Annotated in this window: 11 protein-coding genes; 6 read left to right on the top strand and 5 right to left on the bottom strand. The window is 70.9% G+C overall.

Features of this window, described 5'->3' with window-relative positions; genetic code table 11:
- Positions 1 to 264: 264 nt before the first annotated feature.
- Positions 265 to 993, top strand: coding sequence for a response regulator (locus tag ACFXDJ_RS34815; protein WP_384659370.1), 729 nt, complete (start codon positions 265 to 267; stop codon positions 991 to 993).
- 142 nt (positions 994 to 1135) lie between these two features.
- Here the strand turns inward: ACFXDJ_RS34815 and ACFXDJ_RS34810 are convergent, their stop codons facing one another.
- Together ACFXDJ_RS34810 and ACFXDJ_RS34805 are read right to left on the bottom strand one after the other, a co-directional pair.
- Complete coding sequence (locus ACFXDJ_RS34810) at positions 1136 to 2320, bottom strand: winged helix-turn-helix domain-containing protein (RefSeq protein WP_384659367.1); 1185 nt, start codon at positions 2318 to 2320, stop codon at positions 1136 to 1138.
- Positions 2321 to 2330: 10 nt separating this feature from the next.
- Entirely contained in the window at positions 2331 to 2918 is a 588-nt protein-coding gene (locus tag ACFXDJ_RS34805) for a GNAT family N-acetyltransferase (RefSeq protein WP_384659365.1), read from the bottom strand.
- Positions 2919 to 3160: 242 nt separating this feature from the next.
- Between ACFXDJ_RS34805 and secA the strand changes: the two genes are divergently transcribed.
- Complete coding sequence (secA, locus tag ACFXDJ_RS34800; protein ID WP_384659362.1) at positions 3161 to 5947, top strand: preprotein translocase subunit SecA; 2787 nt, start codon at positions 3161 to 3163, stop codon at positions 5945 to 5947.
- Positions 5948 to 6178: 231 nt separating this feature from the next.
- On the opposite strand, the gene ACFXDJ_RS34795 is transcribed toward secA, so the two are convergent.
- Complete coding sequence (locus ACFXDJ_RS34795; protein WP_384659359.1) at positions 6179 to 6601, bottom strand: Rv3235 family protein; 423 nt, start codon at positions 6599 to 6601, stop codon at positions 6179 to 6181.
- A gap of 310 nt (positions 6602 to 6911) precedes the next feature.
- Here ACFXDJ_RS34795 and ACFXDJ_RS34790 point away from each other — a divergent pair, with 310 nt between their 5' ends.
- The 3 genes from ACFXDJ_RS34790 to ACFXDJ_RS34780 all read left to right on the top strand — a co-directional run bounded on the left by ACFXDJ_RS34790 (position 6912) and on the right by ACFXDJ_RS34780 (position 13446).
- Entirely contained in the window at positions 6912 to 7412 is a 501-nt protein-coding gene (locus ACFXDJ_RS34790) for a DUF6912 family protein (RefSeq protein ID WP_384659356.1), read from the top strand.
- Positions 7409 to 8077: an HAD family hydrolase gene (locus ACFXDJ_RS34785; protein WP_384659353.1), complete on the top strand. Its 669-nt coding sequence runs from the start codon at positions 7409 to 7411 to the stop codon at positions 8075 to 8077. Before ACFXDJ_RS34790 ends, ACFXDJ_RS34785 begins: the two co-directional genes overlap by 4 nt.
- Positions 8078 to 8439: 362 nt before the next feature.
- A complete protein-coding gene (locus ACFXDJ_RS34780; RefSeq protein WP_384851222.1) occupies positions 8440 to 13446 on the top strand; it encodes an NAD-glutamate dehydrogenase in 5007 nt (1668 codons plus the stop codon).
- 66 nt (positions 13447 to 13512) lie between these two features.
- Here the strand turns inward: ACFXDJ_RS34780 and ACFXDJ_RS34775 are convergent, their stop codons facing one another.
- Together ACFXDJ_RS34775 and ACFXDJ_RS34770 are read right to left on the bottom strand one after the other, a co-directional pair.
- Entirely contained in the window at positions 13513 to 14325 is an 813-nt protein-coding gene (locus ACFXDJ_RS34775; RefSeq protein WP_384851220.1) for an ABC transporter ATP-binding protein, read from the bottom strand.
- Complete coding sequence (locus ACFXDJ_RS34770; RefSeq protein WP_384664026.1) at positions 14318 to 15265, bottom strand: ABC transporter permease; 948 nt, start codon at positions 15263 to 15265, stop codon at positions 14318 to 14320. The genes ACFXDJ_RS34775 and ACFXDJ_RS34770 overlap by 8 nt, the downstream gene beginning before the upstream one ends.
- A gap of 133 nt (positions 15266 to 15398) precedes the next feature.
- Here ACFXDJ_RS34770 and ACFXDJ_RS34765 point away from each other — a divergent pair, with 133 nt between their 5' ends.
- Positions 15399 to 16028, top strand: coding sequence for a TetR/AcrR family transcriptional regulator (locus tag ACFXDJ_RS34765; protein ID WP_384851218.1), 630 nt, complete (start codon positions 15399 to 15401; stop codon positions 16026 to 16028).
- Positions 16029 to 16171 lie beyond the last annotated feature (143 nt).

Genomic DNA, 16171 nt, shown 5'->3' with positions numbered 1-16171 from the left:
CGGGCGCGCGCGCGCGGGGGGGGGGGGGGGGGGGGGGGGGGGGGGGGGCCCCCCCCGCCCGCGGGCGGGGGGGGGGGCCCCCCGGCCCGCGGGGGGGGGGGGGGGGGCCCCCCCCGTCTGTGGGGATGGCCGGGAATCATCGGCCTGTAATCGTCTGCCCCCGCCCGGTTACCTGGGCATGGAATCATGTCGGGCAGTCAGCCGACGGCCGCTCTCGTCGGATTGACCCAGCAGCTCAGCACATGCGGTGCAGGGGGAGGAACGATGGCGGACAGCTTCGGGCCGGTGCGCGTTGACGACGGTGCGGGCTGCCGTGAGGAAAACCGGGCCGCAGAGCCGATCCGGGTGCTCGTGGTCGACGACCACGCGCTGTTCCGGCGCGGACTGGAGATCGTCCTCGCGCAGGAGGAGGACATCCAGGTCGTCGGCGAGGCGGGTGACGGTGCGGAGGCCGTGGACAAGGCGGCGGACCTGCTGCCGGACATCGTGCTGATGGACGTACGGATGCCGAGGCGCGGCGGGATCGAGGCGTGCACGTCGATCAAGGAGGTGGCACCCTCCGCGAAGATCATCATGCTGACGATCAGCGACGAGGAGGCGGACCTCTACGACGCGATCAAGGCCGGCGCCACGGGGTACCTCCTGAAGGAGATCTCCACGGACGAGGTCGCCACGGCGATCCGGGCGGTGGCGGACGGGCAGTCGCAGATCAGCCCGTCGATGGCGTCGAAGCTGCTGACGGAGTTCAAGTCGATGATCCAGCGGACGGACGAGCGGCGGCTGGTGCCGGCGCCGAGGCTGACGGACCGGGAGCTGGAGGTCCTGAAACTCGTCGCCACCGGGATGAACAACCGTGACATCGCCAAGGAGTTGTTCATCTCCGAGAACACGGTGAAGAACCACGTGCGGAACATCCTGGAGAAGCTGCAGCTGCACTCCAGGATGGAGGCGGTGGTGTACGCGATGCGGGAGAAGATCCTGGAGATCCGCTAGGGCGGGCCCGTCGCGGTGCGGGTGGGTTGCCCTGCGGGGCTGTCCCCTACCCGCCCTTCCACCGTTCCCCGGGCTGTGCCCGGAACCCTTCTGGGGCTCCGCCCCGGACCCCGCGCCTCAAACGCCGGCGAGGCTGGATTCGTCACAGCGCTGACAGTTCCGCTGTGACCGCAGCCGCCTCCGCCGGGGAGCTCGCCTGGTCTATGCGGATCGCGTCGCAGCCGACCCAGGACGCCGCCTCCCGGAGGGCTTCCGCCATCGGGCGGGCCGCCTTCGGGGTGGTCAGGGAGAGCTGGCGGGCCACCAGGGTGGTGCCCTCCCGGGCCGGGTCCACCCGCCCCTGGAGGCGGCCGCCCGCCAGCAGCGGCATCGCGAAGTAGCCGTGGATCCGCTTCGGCTTGGGGACGTACGCCTCCAGCCGGTGCGTGAAGCCGAAGATCCGCTCCGTGCGCGGGCGTTCCCAGATCAGGGAGTCGAACGGGGAGAGCAGGGTCGTGCGGTGGCGGCCGCGCGGCGCCTCGGCGAGGGCCGCCGGGTCGGCCCAGGCGGGCTTCGCCCAGCCCTCCACCTCCACCGGCACCAGACCGGAGTCGGCGACGACCGCGTCGAACTGCGCGCCCGACAGCCGGTGGTAGTCCGCGATGTCGGACCGCGTGCCGACGCCCAGGGACTGCCCCGCCAGGACCACCAAGCGGCGCACGCACTCGCGGTCGTCCAGGTCGTCGTGGAGGAGATGGCCGGGGACGGCGCGCTCCGGGAGGTCGTAGACCCGCTTCCAGCCCCGCCGCTCGGTGCAGACGACCTCGCCGATGTCGAGCAGCCACTCGACGGCGATCTTCGTCTCGGACCATTCGAACCATTCCCCGCCGTTCTTGGCGCCGCCCAGCTCGGTGGAGGTGAGCGGGCCCTCCGCGGCGAGGCGGTCCAGGACGGTCTTCGTCGAGCGGTCCTTGTCCGCCAGGACGTGCCAGCGGTGGCCGCGCGCTTTGCGGGCCCGGCGGCGGAAGGCGAAGTGCGGCCACTCCTCGATGGGCAGGATGCAGGCCGCGTGCGACCAGTACTCGAAGGCGTGCTGCTCCGACCAGTACGCGGCTTCGACGGCGGAGCGGCCGACCGCGCCCAGGCGCGCGTACGGGATGAGCTCGTGGGAGCGGGCCAGTACGGAGATCGTGTCGAGCTGGACGGCGCCGAGGTGGCGCAGGACTCCGCGTACCCCGCCGCGCCGGTCGGGCGCCCCCAGGAACCCCTGCGCGCGCAGCGCGATGCGGCGGGCCTCGTCCGCGGACAGCGAGAGGGGGGACAGGGGGGAGGGGGTGGCGGTCGTCATGGACCGCACCCTAAACGCGCCCGCTGACAGCCGAAGGCGACGGCAGGTACGGCAGACGGCTCGGCAGGGACAGGTCCGAGGGCAGCAGGGCGCCCGTCCAGCAGTCCCGAAGGGTCCCGCGGTGTTCCATGCCCGCGCGCGCGATGCCCTCGACGACGAAGCCGGCCTTCTCCGCGACCGCGCGGGAGGCGTGGTTGCCGACGGCGGCCCGCCAGATCATCCGGACGCAGCCGGCCTCGGTGAAGGCCCAGCGCGCGACGGCGGGCAGGGCCTCGCTCAGGTAGCCGCGGCCGCGGTGTCCGGCGACGGTCCAGTAGCCGACCTCGTGGGCGTTCGCGCCGCTCGGGGCGAGGCCGATGGTGGCGACGAGCGGGCCGTCGGCGCCGAGGCGGACCGCGAAGTTGTACTCGGAGTCGTCCTGCCATCCGCCCGGGACCCTGGCCACGTAGGTCTCGGCGTCGGTGCGCCCGTACGGGACCGGTACGGAGATGTAGCGCTGGATGAGCGGGTCCTGGCACGCCGCGTGCACCTCGTCGATGTCCGAGGGGAGGTGCGCGCGCAATATCAGGCGTTCGGTGGTCAGGGTGATCGGGTCCATGGGACGGATTCTGCTGCCGAGGGACGGGCCCGGCGAACACTTTTCAGGTGAGAGGGGCTGGTCACACCGGCACCTTCGGCGCCCCCCGCACGTTCTCATTTCCGGGCAGTCCTGCCCCGCGGATGGTGCGGGCCTCCCGACGCGACCGCGTCCTCGCTTACGATGGCCGTTGCGGTGGGGCCCACCCTCCGTGCCCGTGTACGAACCAGTGCCAGGCCCGACCGGCAAGGAGACAAACCTCGGTGTCCGTCTTCAACAAGCTCATGCGTGCAGGCGAAGGCAAGATCCTCAAAAAACTGCACCGCATCGCGGACCAGGTCAACTCCATCGAAGAGGACTTCGTCAACCTCTCCGACGCCGACTTGCGTGCGCTCACGGACGAGTACAAGCAGCGTTACCAGGACGGCGAGAGCCTGGACGACCTGCTGCCCGAGGCCTTCGCCACGGTCCGCGAGGCCGCCAAGCGCGTCCTCGGCCAGCGCCACTACGACGTCCAGATCATGGGCGGTGCCGCCCTGCACCTCGGCTACGTGGCCGAGATGAAGACCGGTGAGGGCAAGACCCTCGTCGGCACCCTCCCGGCGTACCTGAACGCGCTGTCCGGCAAGGGCGTCCACCTGATCACGGTGAACGACTACCTGGCCGAGCGCGACTCCGAGATGATGGGCCGGGTGCACAAGTTCCTCGGTCTTGAGGTCGGCTGCATCCTGGCGAACATGTCTCCGGCCCAGCGCCGTGAGCAGTACGCCCACGACATCACGTACGGCACGAACAACGAGTTCGGCTTCGACTACCTCCGCGACAACATGGCGTGGTCCCAGGACGAGCTCGTCCAGCGCGGCCACAACTTCGCCGTGGTCGACGAGGTCGACTCGATCCTCGTCGACGAGGCCCGTACCCCGCTGATCATCTCGGGCCCGGCCGACCAGGCCACGAAGTGGTACGCGGACTTCGCGAAGCTGGTCACCCGCCTGACCAAGGGCGAGGCCGGCCAGCCGCTCAAGGGCATCGAGGAGACCGGCGACTACGAGGTCGACGAGAAGAAGCGCACCGTCGGCATCCACGAGACCGGTGTCGCGAAGGTCGAGGACTGGCTCGGCATCGAGAACCTCTACGAGTCGGTGAACACCCCGCTCGTCGGTTACCTGAACAACGCCATCAAGGCGAAGGAACTGTTCAAGGCCGACAAGGACTACGTCGTCATCGACGGCGAGGTCATGATCGTCGACGAGCACACCGGCCGCATCCTCGCCGGCCGCCGCTACAACGAGGGCATGCACCAGGCGATCGAGGCGAAGGAAGGGGTGGACATCAAGGACGAGAACCAGACCCTCGCCACGATCACCCTCCAGAACTTCTTCCGCCTGTACTCGAAGCTGTCGGGCATGACCGGTACGGCCATGACCGAGGCCGCCGAGTTCCACCAGATCTACAAGCTCGGTGTCGTCCCGATCCCGACCAACCGCGACATGGTCCGCAAGGACCAGGCGGACCTGATCTACCGCACCGAGGTCGCGAAGTTCGCCGCCGTCGTCGACGACATCGCGGAGAAGCACGAAAAGGGCCAGCCGATCCTCGTCGGTACGACGTCGGTCGAGAAGTCCGAGTACCTCTCGAACCAGCTCTCCAAGCGGGGGATCCCGCACGAGGTGCTGAACGCGAAGCAGCACGAGCGCGAGGCCTCGATCGTCGCCCAGGCCGGCCGCCGCGGCGCCGTCACGGTCGCCACGAACATGGCCGGCCGCGGTACCGACATCAAGCTCGGCGGCAACCCGGACGACCTCGCCGAGGCCGAGCTGCGCCAGCGCGGTCTGGACCCGGAAGAGCACATCGAGGAGTGGGCGCACGCCCTGCCCGAGGCGCTCACGCGGGCCGAGGCGGCCGTGAAGGCGGAGTTCGAGGAGGTCAAGGAGCTCGGCGGGCTGTACGTGCTGGGCACCGAGCGCCACGAGTCCCGTCGCATCGACAACCAGCTGCGCGGCCGCTCCGGCCGTCAGGGAGACCCGGGCGAGTCCCGCTTCTACCTGTCGCTGGGCGACGACCTGATGCGCCTGTTCAAGGCGCAGATGGTCGAGCGCGTCATGTCGATGGCGAACGTGCCGGACGACGTGCCGATCGAGAACAAGATGGTCACCCGTGCCATCGCCTCGGCGCAGTCGCAGGTCGAGACCCAGAACTTCGAGACGCGCAAGAACGTCCTGAAGTACGACGAGGTCCTCAACAACCAGCGCACGGTCATCTACGCCGAGCGCCGGCGGGTGCTGGAGGGCGAGGACCTCCAGGACCAGATCCGTCACATGATGGACGACACGATCGACGCGTACATCACGGCCGAGACGGTCGAGGGCTTCGCCGAGGAGTGGGACCTGGACCGGCTGTGGAGCGCCTTCCGGCAGCTCTACCCGATCAAGGTCACCGTCGAGGAGCTGGAGGACGCGGCGGGCGACCGTGCGGGCATCACCGCCGAGTTCATCGCGGAGTCCGTCAAGGACGACATCCACGAGCAGTACGCGGCGCGCGAGGCCACGCTCGGCTCCGACATCATGCGCGAGCTGGAGCGTCGCGTGGTGCTGTCGGTGCTGGACCGCAAGTGGCGCGAGCACCTCTACGAGATGGACTACCTGCAGGAGGGCATCGGCCTGCGGGCGATGGCCCAGAAGGACCCGCTGGTCGAGTATCAGCGCGAGGGCTTCGACATGTTCAACGCCATGCAGGAAGGCATCAAGGAGGAGTCCGTCGGCTACCTGTTCAACCTGGAGGTCCAGGTCGAGCAGCAGGTCGAGGAGGTCCCGGTGGCGGACGCCGCGGGTCCCTCCCTGGCCAAGCCGGAGATCCGGGCGAAGGGCCTGGACGCTCCGCAGCGGCCGGACCGGCTGCACTTCTCCGCGCCCACGGTGGACGGGGAGGGCGGGGTCGTCGAGGGTGACTTCGAGTCCGACTCCGAGTCCGGGGACGACGAGTCCGGGATGACGCGGGCGGAGCGCCGCAAGGCGGCGAAGGCCGCGGGCGGCCGCCGCCGCAAGAAGTAACCCCTCCGCCGTTCGCGGCGGACCCGCCGGGGGGGGGGGGGGGGGGGCCCGGCGCGGGGGGGGGGGGGGCCGCGGGGCCGGGGGGGGGGGGGGGGGGGGGGGGGGGGGGGGGGGGGCGGCGGGCCTCCCATCACAGCCCCCCGCCCCTGGCGGCGGCGCCCCGGGCGGGGGGGCGAGCACGCATGTTGCGGGGGGGGGGCGCCCCCCCCCGGCTGTTTTCGGCCGCGGAGCTCACGGGCGCGGGCCCTGGAGTTCGACGGCCGCGCAGCGCCAGCGCAGGTCGGGGCCCTGTTCCAGGCGGAAGGCCATGGCCGTCAGCCGGTCGCCGGTGGCGATGCGGGCGAAGGCCTCGATGACCCCCGGGCCCGGGGTGAAGCGGCCGCACTGGCGGACGACGGGGCGCGGGGCGCCCTGGACGGGGTCCGGGGCGGCCAGGGTGATCAGCTGGTCGTAGGCGGGGCCGATGGTGTGGCCCATGAGCGAGTGGACCGGGCGGAGCCCGCTGAGCACCGCCAGCAGCCGGTCGGCGAACCAGTGGTGCGGGCCCCGGTGGATCGTGGTGGGCGGGCGGCGCTGGTCGTGGCGGCCGGGGGGCCGGGTGGCGTTCCTGCTGGGCCTGCTGGTCTTGGTGGTCCTGGTGGTCCTGGTGGTCATGACGGCCGTCCCCGAGGTGTCCGGGCCCGGAGCGGGTACCGGGCGGTAACTTGGTGGGGAGACTTCTACGGGCCCGCGGACACGCTCCGCAACGGCCCCGCTCCACCGCCGCGGCCCCGGTCCGCCTTCACCTATCCGTGGTGGATGGCCCCCGCCCCCGGGCTCCGCGCGCCGCACTCCGGGGAGCGAAGCTGACGGCCCCCGCTCCCGCCCCGGCACCCCGAAGGGGGACGGACCCGTCACCGGACGGAGTCCCGTCGGGGAACGGCCGTATCCTGAAGGCGTTTCCGACTACCGAAAGCGGCCGGCCATGCGCGTGTACGTCCCCCTGACCCTTCCCGGGCTCGCCGAGGCGCACGAGGCGGGTGAGCTGGGGCCGGCTCCGTTGCGGGCGTACGCCGTCACGCCCGGCCTGCGCGAGTGGTACGTGTCGGACGACATCGAGGAGCTGGAGTACGCCGCCCTGAGCCGGGCCGCCGCCGCCAGCCTGCGGATGCTCGCCGAGGACGGGGCCGCGCCCCGCAAGCGCGTGGTCGTCGCCGTGGACGTGGACGACAAGGCCGCCACCGCGACCCCCGGGGTCGAGGAGTCCACCCTCGGCCAGGTGGCCCTCGCGGGGGCCGTACGGCTCACCGTGGCCGCCGCCGTGCACGTGGACGCGGAGGACGCCCTGGAGGACGTCACAGCGGCCGCGCGGGCCCTCGCGGCCGCCGACCTGGGCGACGAGGACGCACGGTTCACCGTGGACGGAGCCGAGGACCACGAGCTGCTCTGGTTCGGGATCCAGGAGATTCCGGGGCTGCTGAAATGAGACAGCGGGACCCGCACATCGTCTGGGACTGGAACGGCACCCTCCTCCACGACATCGACGCCGTCATCACGGCGACGAACGCCTCCTTCGCCGAGTTCGGCTTCGCGCCGATCACCCTGGAGACGTACCGCGAGCTGTACGTCGTACCGGTGCCGAAGTTCTACGAGCGCATCATGGGCCGGCTCCCCACGGACGCCGAGTGGACCGTGATGGACGAGACCTTCCACCGCCACTACTGGGCCGCGGCCGAGGCCGCCGGGCTCGCCGAAGGGGCCGGGGAGCTGCTGCGCGACTGGCAGGCGGAGGGGCTCACGCAGTCCCTGCTGTCCCTCGCGCCCCACGACAAGTTGGTCCCGCTCGTGCGGGCGCACGGCATCGACGGGCACTTCCTGCGCGTCGACGGCCGCACCGGGCCCTCCCACACCAGCAAGGCGGGACACCTCGTACGCCATCTCCAGGCCCTGGAGGAGACGGGGGTGACGGCCGCGAGTACGGTCCTCATCGGCGACGCCGTGGACGATGCGCTGGCCGCGGCGCACGTGGGCGCGCGGGCCGTTCTCTACACGGGCGGTTCACACAGTCGCAGCAGTCTGGAATCAGCCGGTGTGCCCGTCGTGGACACCCTGGCCGAGGCCGTACGCACTGCTCGCGAGACGGCCGAATAGCCACTTGCACGCACTTGTGGGCGCGTCGCTGTCCAGAGTGTCAAAGTTCCACCCCCGGATTTGTACACATACAGCTCATGACGAGTCGGGGGTGGGGCGAGATAGCCTGGTACCCGTGATCAGCGCGATAGTCCTCGGAGGCACTGAAGCCTCCGGCCAGCGCCCGGCGCACGACCGTGCCCGGGCCATCGCTGATCCCCGCTGCCGGGACCTCTTGCCGATCATGGCCGATTCTCTCCCAGGCGGTTTTCTCGACGACATAGCGTCGATCCCGAACGGACACCGACACCCCGCCTCGCGGCGCTACGTCATTCCTTCCTTCACCTACGTCACGCAATGGCGCGCGACAGGAGCCAGAGGACATGCAGACCAAGCTGGACGAAGCAAAGGCCGAGCTGCTCGCGCGGGCGGCCCGGGTAGCTGAGAACAGCCCGGCCGGGGGGCTACTTCCGACTGGGTCCGAGCAAGGGGAGCGTCCTGACCGTCCTGATCAGGACACGATGCTCGCGTACCTCCAGCGCTACTACCTGCACACCGCCCCCGAGGACCTCTTGGACCGGGATCCGGTCGATGTGTTCGGGGCGGCGCTCTCGCACTACCGGATCGCGGAGACGCGCCCGCAGGGCACCGCGAACGTGCGGGTGCACACGCCCACGGTGGAGGAGAACGGCTGGACCTCCAGCCACTCCGTCGTCGAGGTGGTCACCGACGACATGCCGTTCCTGGTCGACAGCGTCACCAACGAGCTGTCCCGCCAGGGCCGCGGCATCCACGTGGTGATCCACCCGCAGGTCGTCGTCCGCCGCGACGTCACCGGCAAGCTGATCGAGATCCTCGGCCCCGACTGCGACGCGCACGGTCCCCGCACCGCGCGCCCCCACGACTCGCTCGTCGAGTCCTGGATCCACGTCGAGATCGACCGCGAGACCGACAAGGCCGACCTCAAGCAGATCACCGTCGATCTGCTGCGCGTCCTGTCCGACGTCCGCGAGTCCGTCGAGGACTGGGAGAAGATGCGCGACGCGGCGCTGCGCATCGCGGACGAGCTGCCGAACGAGCCCACCGCCCCGGACCTGCGCGAGTACGAGCTCGAAGAGGCCCGCGAGCTGCTGCGCTGGCTCTCCGACGACCACTTCACCTTCCTCGGCTACCGCGAGTACAACCTGGTCGACGGGGACTCCCTGGCCGCCGTGGCCGGCACCGGCCTCGGCATCCTGCGCTCCGACCCGCACCACAGCGGCAAGGACGACGGCCACCCCGTCTCGCCCTCCTTCAACCGGCTGCCGGCCGATGCCCGCGCCAAGGCCCGTGAGCACCGCCTGCTGGTGCTGACCAAGGCCAACAGCCGCTCCACCGTGCACCGCCCCTCGTACCTCGACTACGTGGGCGTGAAGAAGTTCGACGCCGAGGGCAACGTCGTCGGCGAGCGCCGCTTCCTCGGTCTGTTCTCCTCCGCCGCGTACACCGAGTCGGTGCGCCGCGTCCCGGTCATCCGCCGCAAGGTCGCCGAGGTCCTCGACGGCGCCGGCTTCGCGCCGTCCAGCCACGACGGCCGCGACCTGCTGCAGATCCTGGAGACGTACCCGCGCGACGAGCTGTTCCAGACCCCGGTCGACCAGCTCCAGGCCATCGCCACCTCCGTCCTGTACCTCCAGGAGCGCCGCCGGCTGCGGCTGTACCTGCGCCAGGACGAGTACGGGCGCTACTACTCCGCGCTGGTCTACCTGCCCCGCGACCGGTTCACCACCGGCGTCCGGCTGCGGCTGATGGACATCCTGAAGGAGGAGCTCGGCGGCATCAGCGTCGACTTCACCGCCTGGAACACCGAGTCGATCCTCTCCCGCATCCACTTCGTCGTCCGCGTCCCGCAGGGCACGGAGCTGCCCGCACTGACCGATGCCGACGTCGAGCGCCTGGAGGGCCGGCTGGTCGAGGCCGCCCGTTCCTGGGCCGACGGCTTCGGCGAGGCGCTCGTGGCGGAGCTGGGCGAGGAGCGCGCCGCCGAGCTGCTGCGCAAGTACGGCACCTCCTTCCCCGAGGGCTACAAGGCCGACCACTCGCCGCGCGCGGCGGTGGCGGACCTGTGCCACCTGGAGCGGCTGTCCGCGAGCGACCGCGAGTTCGCGCTCTCGCTCTACGAGCCGGTCGGCGCGGGCCCCGGCGAGCGCCGTTTCAAGATCTACCGCACGGGTGAGCAGGTCTCCCTGTCCGCGGTCCTGCCGGTCCTCCAGCGCCTGGGCGTCGAGGTCACCGACGAGCGGCCGTACGAGCTGCGGTGCAGCGACCGTACGAACGCGTGGATCTACGACTTCGGTCTGCGGATGCCGCTGTCGAACGGCAGCGGGGACTCGGCCGCGACGTCCAACTACCTCGGTGACGACGCCCGCGAGCGCTTCCAGGACGCCTTCGCGGCGGTCTGGCAGGGCGACGCCGAGAACGACAACTTCAACACCCTGGTGCTGGGCGCCGGGCTCACCTGGCGCCAAGCCGTCGTCCTGCGCGCGTACGCCAAGTACCTGCGCCAGGCCGGTGCCACCTTCAGCCAGGACTACATGGAGGACACCCTCCGCAACAACGTCCACACCACCCGGCTGCTGGTCTCGCTCTTCGAGGCGCGGATGTCGCCCGGCCGCCAGTCGGCGGGCAGCGAGCTCGTGGACGCGATGCTGGAGGAACTGGACGGGGCCCTGGACCAGGTCGCCTCGCTGGACGAGGACCGGATCCTGCGGTCCTTCCTCACCCTCATCAAGGCCACGCTGCGCACCAACTTCTTCCAGCTCAACGACGCGGGCGAGCAGCACGCGTACGTGTCGATGAAGTTCGACCCGCAGGCCATCCCGGAGCTGCCGGCGCCCCGCCCGGCCTTCGAGATCTGGGTGTACTCCCCGCGCGTCGAGGGCGTCCACCTGCGCTTCGGCAAGGTCGCCCGCGGCGGTCTGCGCTGGTCCGACCGGCGCGAGGACTTCCGTACGGAGATCCTCGGCCTGGTCAAGGCGCAGATGGTCAAGAACACGGTGATCGTGCCGGTCGGCGCCAAGGGCGGCTTCGTCGCGAAGAACCTTCCGGACCCGTCGGTGGACCGCGACGCGTGGCTCGCCGAGGGCATCGCCTCGTACAAGATCTTCATTTCGGCGCTGCTCGACATCACCGACAACATGGTCGGCGGCGAGGTCGTGCCGCCGAAGGGCGTGGTCCGCCACGACGAGGACGACACGTACCTCGTCGTCGCCGCCGACAAGGGCACCGCCACCTTCTCCGACATCGCCAACGGGGTCGCGGAGTCCTACGGGTTCTGGCTCGGCGACGCCTTCGCCTCCGGCGGCTCGGCCGGCTACGACCACAAGGGCATGGGCATCACCGCCCGCGGTGCCTGGGAGTCCGTCAAGCGGCACTTCCGCGAGCTGGGCCACGACACCCAGACGCAGGACTTCACGGTCGTCGGCGTCGGCGACATGTCCGGTGACGTCTTCGGCAACGGCATGCTGCTCTCCGAGCACATCCGCCTGGTCGCCGCCTTCGACCACCGGCACATCTTCATCGACCCGAACCCGGACGCGGCGACCTCGTACGCCGAGCGCCGGCGCCTGTTCGAGCTGCCGCGCTCCTCGTGGGCGGACTACGACACCGCGCTGCTCTCGCAGGGCGGCGGGATCCACCCGCGCAGCGCGAAGGCCATCCCGGTCAACGCGCAGATCCGCGCGGCCCTGGGCATCGAGTCGGGCATCACCAAGATGACCCCGGCCGAGCTGATGCAGGCCATCCTCAAGGCCCCCGTGGACCTGCTGTGGAACGGCGGCATCGGTACGTACGTCAAGGCGACGGCCGAGACGCACGCGGACGTCGGCGACAAGGCCAACGACGCCATCCGCGTCAACGGCTCCGACGTGTGGGCCAAGGTCATCGGCGAGGGCGGCAACCTGGGTCTGACCCAGCTCGGCCGCATCGAGTTCGCCCGCAGCGGCGGCGGCGGCGAGGGCGGCACTCGTTCAGGTGGAAGGTGCAACACCGACGCCATCGACAACAGCGCGGGCGTGGACACCTCCGACCACGAGGTGAACATCAAGATCCTGCTGAACTCGGTCGTCGCCGACGGGGACCTGACCGTCAAGCAGCGCAACAAGTTCCTCGCCGAGATGACCGACGAGGTCGGCCGGCTCGTCCTGCGCAACAACTACGCCCAGAACACCGCCCTGGCCAACGGCGCGGCCCAGGCGCCCAGCCTGCTCCACGCCCAGCAGCGCTTCATGCGCCGCCTGGGCAAGGACGGACTGCTCGACCGGGCGCTGGAGTTCCTGCCCAACGACCGGCAGATCCGCGAGCTGCTGAACAACGGCCGGGGCCTGACCCAGCCGGAGCTCGCCGTCCTGTTCGCCTACACCAAGATCACGGTGGCGGACGAGCTCATCCACACCGAGCTGCCGGACGACCCGTACCTCGCCCGCCTGCTGCACGCCTACTTCCCGGGAGCGCTCCGCGCGAAGTTCCCGGAGCAGGTCGACGGGCACGCGCTGCGCCGCGAGATCATCACCACCGTGCTGGTCAACGACACCGTCAACAGCGGTGGCTCGACCTTCCTGCACCGCCTGCGCGAGGAGACCGGAGCCTCCCTGGAGGAGATCGTCCGTGCGCAGCTCGCGGCCCGCGAGATCTTCGGCCTGGCCGGGGTGTGGGACGCCGTCGAGGCACTCGACAACGAGGTCGCCGCCGATGTCCAGACCCGGGTGCGGCTGCACTCGCGGCGCCTGGTCGAGCGCGGCACCCGCTGGCTGCTGAACAACCGGCCGCAGCCGCTCCAGATCACCGAGACCATCGAGTTCTTCTCCGAGCGCGTGGAGAAGGTCTGGGCGGAGCTGGCGAAGCTGGTGCGCGGTGCGGACCTGGAGTGGTACGAGGCGGTCCGGGCCGAGCTGATCGGCGAGGGCGTGCCGGAGGATCTGGCGGCGAAGGTGGCCGGCTTCTCGTCCGCCTTCCCGACGCTGGACATCGTCGCGATCTCGGACCGTACGGGTGTGGAGCCGCTGGACGTGGCCGAGGTGTACTACGACCTCGCCGACCGTCTGGGCATCACCCAGCTGATGGACCGGATCATCGACCTGCCGCGGTCCGACCGCTGGCAGTCCATGGCCCGTGCCTCCATCCGCGAGGACCTGTTCGCGGCGCATGCCTCGCTGACCGCCGACGTGCTGTCGGTGGGCAACGGCACTTCGACTCCCGAGGAGCGCTTCAAGGCGTGGGAGGAGAAGAACGCGGCGATCATCGGGCGGGCCCGGACGACCCTGGACGAGATCCAGGGCTCGGACGACTTCGACCTGGCGAACCTGTCGGTGGCGATGCGGACCATGCGGTCGCTGCTGCGGGCGCACACGTAGCCCCCGCTTCCGCGTGAACGGGCCGGGCCCGGGACCTTCGTGGTCCCGGGCCCGGCCCGTTCGGGTTCACCGCTTGTTGGAGAAGGCCTCGTAGGCGTCGCAGACTTCCTTCGAGGGGCCGTCCATGCGCAGGACGCCCGACTCCAGCCAGATCGCGCGGTCGCAGGTCTCGCGGACCGTGCCGATGCCGTGGGAGACGAGGAAGACCGTACCGGCGTGCTCGCGCAGTTCCTCGATGCGCGCCTGGCTGCGCCGCTGGAAGGCGGCGTCCCCGGTGGCCAGGGCCTCGTCGATCATCAGGACGTCGTGGTCCTTGGCGGCGGCGATGGAGAACCGCAGCCGGGCGCCCATGCCCGAGGAGTACGTCCGCATGGGGAGCGAGATGAAGTCGCCCTTCTCGTTGATCCCGGAGAAGTCGACGATGTCCTGGTAGCGCTCGCGGATCTGCTGCCTGGACATGCCCATCGCGAGGCCGCCGAGGACCACGTTGCGCTCGCCCGTCAGATCGTTCAGCAGGGCGGCGTTCACGCCGAGCAGGGACGGCTGGCCGTGCGAGAAGATCCGGCCGGCCGCCACCGGCTGGAGGCCGGCGATGGCGGACAGCAGGGTGGACTTGCCGGAGCCGTTGGAGCCGATGAGGCCGATGGCCTCGCCCTTGTACGCGGTGAAGCTGACGCCCTTGACGGCGTGCACCTCGCGGACGGCGCCGGTGGTGGGCTTGCCGGAGAAGATCCGGCTCAGGGCGGCGGTGGCGCCGCCCTTGCGGCCGCCCGAGCCGTGCACCTTGTAGATCACGTGGACGTCGTCGGCGATGACGGTCGGGACGCGGGTGTCCGGGACCTGCGGGGCGGTGCGGGTTGCGGTTGCGGTGTCAGCCACGGCCGTACTCCTCCTCTGCCTTCCAGAAGAAAATGAACCCGCCGACGCCGGCGATCAGGGCCCAGCCGAGCGCGATCAGCCATACGTGGTGCGGGAGCTGGTTCGCCTTGTACGTGTCGATGAGCGCGAAGCGCATCAGGTCGATGAAGACGGCCGCGGGGTTGGTCTTCAGGGCCGTCGTGACCCAGTGCGGCAGGTGGTCGGTGCTGAGCATCTTGTCGATGGACCACATGACGCCCGAGGCGTACATCCAGGTCCGCAGGACGAACGGCATCAGCTGGCTGACGTCGGGGCTCTTCGCGCCGATCCTCGCCATGATCATGGCGCAGCCGGCGCAGAAGCAGGCCATGAGGAGGAGGGTCGGGAAGACGAGCAGCCAGTTCAGGGACGGGGTCTGGCCGAAGATCAGCAGCAGGACGATCAGCGCGCCCATGGTGACGAGCAGCTGCTGGAAGAGCTGCACGACGGTGGACAGGGGCAGGGAGGCGCGCGGGAAGTGCAGGGCGCGCACCAGGCCGAGGCTGCCGTGGACGGCGCGGGTGGAGGCGTTGACGCAGCTGCCGATGAAGTCCCAGACGAAGACGCCGGTGATCAGGAACGGCAGGTAGTTCGGCACGCCGTGGCTGGCGTGCATGACCAGGCCGAAGATGAAGTAGTAGACGGCCGCGTTGAGCAGCGGGGTCATCAGGTGCCAGACCTGGCCGAGGCTGGCCTGGCTGTACTGGGCGTGCATCCGGGCGGTGGCGTAGGCGGTGACGAAGTGGCGTCTGCCCCAGAGCTGCCCGACGTAGGAGGGGAGCGGGGGGCGGGCGCCGCTGAGGGTCAGGTCGTGGGCCGCCGCCAGTTCGGCGATCGGGTCCGGGGCCTGGGGCTTTCTCCTGCTGGGCCGGGTGGGCCTCGTCGGCTTGGTCCTGCTCCTGGCCGGGGGCGCGGTGGTCACTGTCACGTGGGTCGCTTTCGACGGGGTCGGGGCGTCGCTGGCGATGGGACGGGTCCGTATCGTCGCTACGGTGAGGTTAGGACGTCGGACGTCGGAACGCAACCGTATCGTCGTCGCGCGATATGCTCTGCTCATGACCACTGAGCCTGCTGCCACCCCTTCCGCCGCCCCCCGAAGAGCCCCCGCCGGGGCCGCCGTCCTGCGCGAGGACGTGACCGAGGCGATCCGGGCGGCCGTGGTCGAGGAACTGGCGACGGCCGGGTTCGCCCGGATGTCGATCGAGGGCATCGCGCGGCGGGCGGGCGTCGGGAAGACGGCCGTGTACCGCCGGTGGAAGTCGAAGCTGCACCTGGTCCTGGACCTGGTGGGGGCGTTCGCGGTGGACGGCCTGCCGGTGCCGTCCACGGGGACGCTCTACGGGGACGTACGGGCGCTGCTGGAGGTGATGTCACACGTGCTGCGGCACCCGGTGGCCTCGGCGGTGATCCCGGACCTGCTGGTGGAGGCCGCGCGGAACCCCGAGATCGCGGACGCGGTGCGGGGGGCGCTGGTGGAGGGGCAGCGGCGGATGGCCGAGGGGATCATCTCGGAGGCGGTCTCGCGGGGGGAGCTGGCGGTGGGGGTGGATGCCGGGCGGGCGCTTGATCTGGCGATCGGGCCGTTGTATTGGCGGCTGGTGGTGGTGCGGGACGGGGTCCCGGCGGGGTATCTGGACGACCTTGCGCGGTCGGTGGTCGCGGGGCTGACGGCCGGGCCCGCCTGACGGGCTGCCGCCTGGTGGGTGGGTGTGCCGCTGCGCGGGGCTTGTCCCCTACCCGCCCTTCCACCATCCCCCAGACTCCGTCCGGGGGGACCCCCAGGGGGGGGGGGGGGCCGCGCCCCCCCCCCGCCCCCCCCCCCCCGGCC

Source organism: Streptomyces sp. NPDC059443 (assembly GCF_042750105.1).
Classification (GTDB): domain Bacteria; phylum Actinomycetota; class Actinomycetes; order Streptomycetales; family Streptomycetaceae; genus Streptomyces.
The sequence above is the reverse complement of the archived record's forward strand: the minus strand, read 5'-3'. Positions and strand labels throughout refer to the sequence as shown.

Bases quoted from the DNA above. Each gene is read 5' to 3' on its own strand.
- ACFXDJ_RS34805 (WP_384659365.1), bottom strand. From the start codon at position 2,918: ATGGACCCGATCACCCTGACCACCGAACGCCTGATATTGCGCGCGCAC.
- ACFXDJ_RS34780 (WP_384851222.1), top strand. From the start codon at position 8,440: ATGCAGACCAAGCTGGACGAAGCAAAGGCCGAGCTGCTCGCGCGGGCG.
- ACFXDJ_RS34785 (WP_384659353.1), top strand. From the start codon at position 7,409: ATGAGACAGCGGGACCCGCACATCGTCTGGGACTGGAACGGCACCCTC.
- ACFXDJ_RS34815 (WP_384659370.1), top strand. From the start codon at position 265: ATGGCGGACAGCTTCGGGCCGGTGCGCGTTGACGACGGTGCGGGCTGC.
- ACFXDJ_RS34765 (WP_384851218.1), top strand. From the start codon at position 15,399: ATGACCACTGAGCCTGCTGCCACCCCTTCCGCCGCCCCCCGAAGAGCC.
- ACFXDJ_RS34795 (WP_384659359.1), bottom strand. From the start codon at position 6,601: ATGACCACCAGGACCACCAGGACCACCAAGACCAGCAGGCCCAGCAGG.
- ACFXDJ_RS34810 (WP_384659367.1), bottom strand. From the start codon at position 2,320: ATGACGACCGCCACCCCCTCCCCCCTGTCCCCCCTCTCGCTGTCCGCG.
- ACFXDJ_RS34790 (WP_384659356.1), top strand. From the start codon at position 6,912: ATGCGCGTGTACGTCCCCCTGACCCTTCCCGGGCTCGCCGAGGCGCAC.